At 48.2% G+C, this 4,232-nt stretch carries 4 protein-coding genes; all 4 read left to right on the top strand.

Annotation, left to right across the window (positions count from 1 at the left end; translation table 11 throughout):
- Positions 1 to 1,260, top strand: a 1,260-nt coding sequence (gene murC, locus RMO35_RS19945; RefSeq protein WP_309743515.1) for a UDP-N-acetylmuramate--L-alanine ligase, incomplete at its 5' end; no start/stop codon positions are given.
- Between the two features lie 166 nt (positions 1,261 to 1,426).
- Positions 1,427 to 2,440: a UDP-N-acetylmuramate dehydrogenase gene (murB, locus tag RMO35_RS19940; RefSeq protein ID WP_309743513.1), complete on the top strand. Its 1,014-nt coding sequence runs from the start codon at positions 1,427 to 1,429 to the stop codon at positions 2,438 to 2,440.
- Positions 2,441 to 2,743: 303 nt separating this feature from the next.
- Positions 2,744 to 3,085 (top strand): YbaB/EbfC family nucleoid-associated protein, encoded by a 342-nt coding sequence (locus tag RMO35_RS19935; protein WP_309743511.1) that lies wholly within the window; start codon positions 2,744 to 2,746, stop codon positions 3,083 to 3,085.
- Between the two features lie 151 nt (positions 3,086 to 3,236).
- Positions 3,237 to 4,232: potassium channel protein (locus RMO35_RS19930; protein WP_309743509.1), on the top strand; the 996-nt coding region annotated here is incomplete at its 3' end.

Below are 4,232 nucleotides of genomic sequence, written 5' to 3'. Positions count from 1 at the left end.
CTGAGTCAGGATGCGAGTAATTTAGATTTTTTTGATAATCATCCATCTGGGCAAACGCCGCAAATCATCTGCTCGACTGCAATTGGGAAAACTAATGGCGAATTGAGAGCGGCATTGGCGCAAGGGTGTCCGATCTTTCATCGATCGGATGTATTAGCCGCGCTGATTGGGGAATACACGAGCATCGGCGTAGCGGGTACCCACGGCAAGACTACAACTAGCAGCGCGATCGGTTACATGTTGGTAGAAGCTGGTGTCGATCCGACAATTGTCGTCGGTGGTGAAGTCACAGCTTGGGATGGGAATGCCAGAGTTGGCGAAAGTGAATATTTTGTCGCGGAGGTCGATGAATCTGATGGTTCGCTCGTCAAACACGCGCCCAAAATCGGGGTAATTACGAATATCGAACTCGATCATCCCGACCATTATAAGAGCCTCGATCAGGTAATCGATACCTTTACCACATTTGCCAACCAGTGTCAAGTGACAATCGGCTCGATCGACTGTGCGATCGTCAAAGAGCGCATCAAGCCGACGATTTCGTACAGTGTTGAGCCTGGACAACTCGCCGACTACACCGTCGATGAGATTGACTACCATGCCGATGGGACTTCGGCACGAGTATATGAATCCGGCAAATTATTGGGAATACTAAAGTTAGGAGTGTTAGGCAAACATAACTTGAGTAATGCCCTGGCGACGATCGCCGTCGGTCGTCAGGTTGGCTTAGACTTTAGTGCGATTGCCGCTGGTTTAGCGACTTTCAGTGGTGCCAAACGCCGCTTTGAACTTCGAGGATACCAAAATAACATTACCTTTATCGATGACTACGCTCACCATCCCAGTGAGATCCTCGTTACACTCAGTGCCGCTCGCTTGCGAGTTGGTACCGAACGACGAGTTGTAGCGGTCTTCCAGCCCCATCGATACAGCCGTACTTTAGAATTTCTGCCTGAGTTTGCCCGATCTTTTAAAGATGCCGACTTAGTAGTAATTACAGATATCTACAGTGCGGGAGAAGCCGATACTGGCGTTATCAGTGGCGAAAAGGTTGTCGCTCAAATCGGTCGCTATCACCCGAATGTCTGTTATCAACCGACGCTAGCAGGCGTATCCGAATTTCTGACTCACAATCTCCAGCAGGGTGATATCTGCTTGTGCTTGGGTGCGGGAAATCTCAACCAAATCATTCCGGGGGTCTTAGACTTTTATCGAACAGCACTTAATGCCAAACAGACCGAAACGATCGCTCGATCTTGAATGTTTAGTGTATTATCAATGCTAACTATCCCCGAGTTAGCCTGTTATAAATTTGACTTGTGAAGACGATTGGCTGTATCCATCTGGCTGAGAATCCACACATTTCCTCGATTGCTAGTTATTAGTGACTGCCCCCGATTTCCACCAACTACCTTACATCTCCATCATGACACTTTCCCACGACCGTTCGCGCAGCCGATCTGCTGCCGAATCATCCGTTAGCAAACCCCAGATTCATCAGCCAGTAATTATTTCGACCATACCAACAGATGCAGATCGAGATGTGGAAGTTCCTACTGATTGCCCGATTCGCCCCGGTATATCGCTCAAAGGTTTGACAACGTGGAAAGTCGGTGGCCCCGCCGAGTGGTATCTCGAACCCAAAACCCTCGCCCAGACGCAAAGTGGTCTAGCTTGGGCGCAACTAAATAAGCTACCAATTACCATTATTGGTGCTGGCTCAAATTTACTCATCAGCGACAAAGGTTTGGCTGGCTTGGTAATTTGCACCCGTCATCTGCGCTATGTAAATACCCAAGTGGACGGGGAAAATCACTCGATCCAGGCAGATGCGGGTAAAATGGTCGCCAGCCTAGCTTGGCAAGCAGCTCGCAAAGGTTGGGGTGGAATGGAGTGGGCAGCGGGGATACCGGGCACTGTAGGCGGTGCTGTGGTGATGAATGCTGGCGCACACGGACACAGCACCCAAGAGATTTTAGTAAGTACCGAAGTGTTGAATCTCGACGGCTCGATCGAGACACTTACCAATCAAGATTTAGACTATAGCTATCGGACATCGATTTTACAGGGAGACTCGCGGATCGTACTGAGTGCGACCTTCCAGTTGCGAGCAACTGGCGATGCCGAAGATATCAAAGCGCGTACCTTCCGGGATTTAGAAAAGCGTCATAGCAAACAGCCATACGACAGACCTAGCTGTGGCAGCGTCTTTCGCAATCCCACCCCACTCTATGCAGCGGCCTTAATTGAAAGCTTAGGACTCAAGGGGCACCGGATTGGCGATGCTGAAGTCTCCACCCTTCATGCTAATTTTATTATCAACCGCAAAGATGCCAAGGCTAGTGAAATTTTAGAGTTGATCTACTACGTTCAAAGCCAAGTCAGAGCTAAATACTCGATCGAACTCGAACCAGAAGTTAAAATGCTGGGCGAGTTTTAGACTAGGTTTTAGGCTTTAGGCTTTAGGCTTTAGGTTAGAAATTAGGCTTTGGGCTTTAGGCATTAGGTTCTGGGTTCTCAGGAATTAAATCGGGTTATCGAGCATCTGAACTCTGAAACTCTAATTGGCTAAGATATAGTCAGTGCGATCGTCGATTGGTATTCTTAACGCCTAAAGCCTAAAGCCTAAAGCCCAAAGCCTAAAACCTAAAGCCTAACGCCTAATTACGGATACCCTCACCCCCGCATTCCCTGACTCCAGTAAGATGGGATATTGTTTAAATTGACTAAAACTTAAAAGATTATGACTAAAGGACAAGGATTTGGCGGTTTCGGTCTTGGCAAAATGAAAGAACTTGCCGATGCCTTCAAAAAAGCTCAGCAGGTACAAGAAGATGCCAAAAAGCTCCAAGAAGAATTGGAGCAGATGGAAATTGAAGGGCAAGCAGGTGACGTTACCGTTACTTTGAGCGGTAATCAAGAACCCCGCAGAGTCAGTATCGGTGCGGATGCAGCTAGCAAGAGTCCCGAAGAACTCTCCCAACTAGTCCTCGATGCCATGATGGACGCCTACGATAAGTCCACCGCCACGATGCGCGAACGGATGGAGTTACTCACTAGCGGACTAAATATTCCTGGATTGTAGTTTCGACGAGTAGTCGATCGCACCCTAGAGATAGTGTGGATATTGCTGTCACGTAGTGTAGTGGTATCCATATTGTCTTGATAAATGGCGATTGCTAATCTGGGGTAAAAATTTCTAAACTCCCGACGATCTAATCCCCATACCTGCGCTGATGGACTCCGTAGAGCAAAAATACCGTCGCATCAGAAAAGATTTGCAACGGGGTGGTATTGCCCTGACCCTGGTATTTATTACCGGAACGCTATGGTATAGCTTGGTCGAGCAATGGCCTTGGTTGGATGCGGTCTACATGACCATCATTACCCTCACCACTGTCGGCTATGGCGAGACTCAACCACTTGGAGATCGCGGTCGAATTTTTACCATCGCCTTGATTTTGGCTGGGGTAATTACGATCGGTTATATTGTTAATCGATTTACAGAAGCTTTGATTGAAGGCTATTTTATTGAAGGTAGAAGACTCAGGCAACAAAAAAAACTTGTGGAATCTTTAGCTGAACACTTTATCATCTGTGGTTTTGGACGAATTGGGCGACAAATTGCCACTGAATTTGCAGCCGAAGGCACAGCGTTTGTCATAGCTGATGCGAGTAGCGAACAAGTTAAAATCGCTCAATCTGAAGGATATAGCGCCATCCAAGCTGATGCGACTCTCGATGAAACGCTGCTGAAAATGGGTGTAGAAAAAGCCAATTGTCTAGTTGCCGCATTGCCATCTGATGCCGAAAATCTCTATATCATCCTCTCTGCCAAAACTCTCAATCCTAATATTCGGGCGATTGCCCGCGCTAGTAATGAAGAAGCCGTCCAGAAGCTTCAGCGTGCTGGTGCGGATAAGGTGATCTCGCCCTACATCACTGGTGCCAAACGGATGGCAGCAGCGGCTCTACGCCCCCAGGTGATGGATTTTATGGATGGGATCGTGGCTAGCGATCGATCGTTTTATATGGAGGAGTTTGAGATCGAAGCGCAGCTTTGTCCGGTGGCTGGTTTGTCATTGCGCGAAGCCAGATTGCGCTCTCAATCTGGTTCGCTAGTTTTAGCGATCCGGCGGCGCGACGGCAATCTCATTGTCGGCCCCACTGGTGAGACGATGATTTTAGACCGCGACATGCTCATTTGTATGGGTACCGCCGATCAATTACGG

The sequence above is a fragment of the Chamaesiphon sp. OTE_20_metabat_361 genome, from assembly GCF_031364565.1.
The sequence above is the reverse complement of the archived record's forward strand: the minus strand, read 5'-3'. Positions and strand labels throughout refer to the sequence as shown.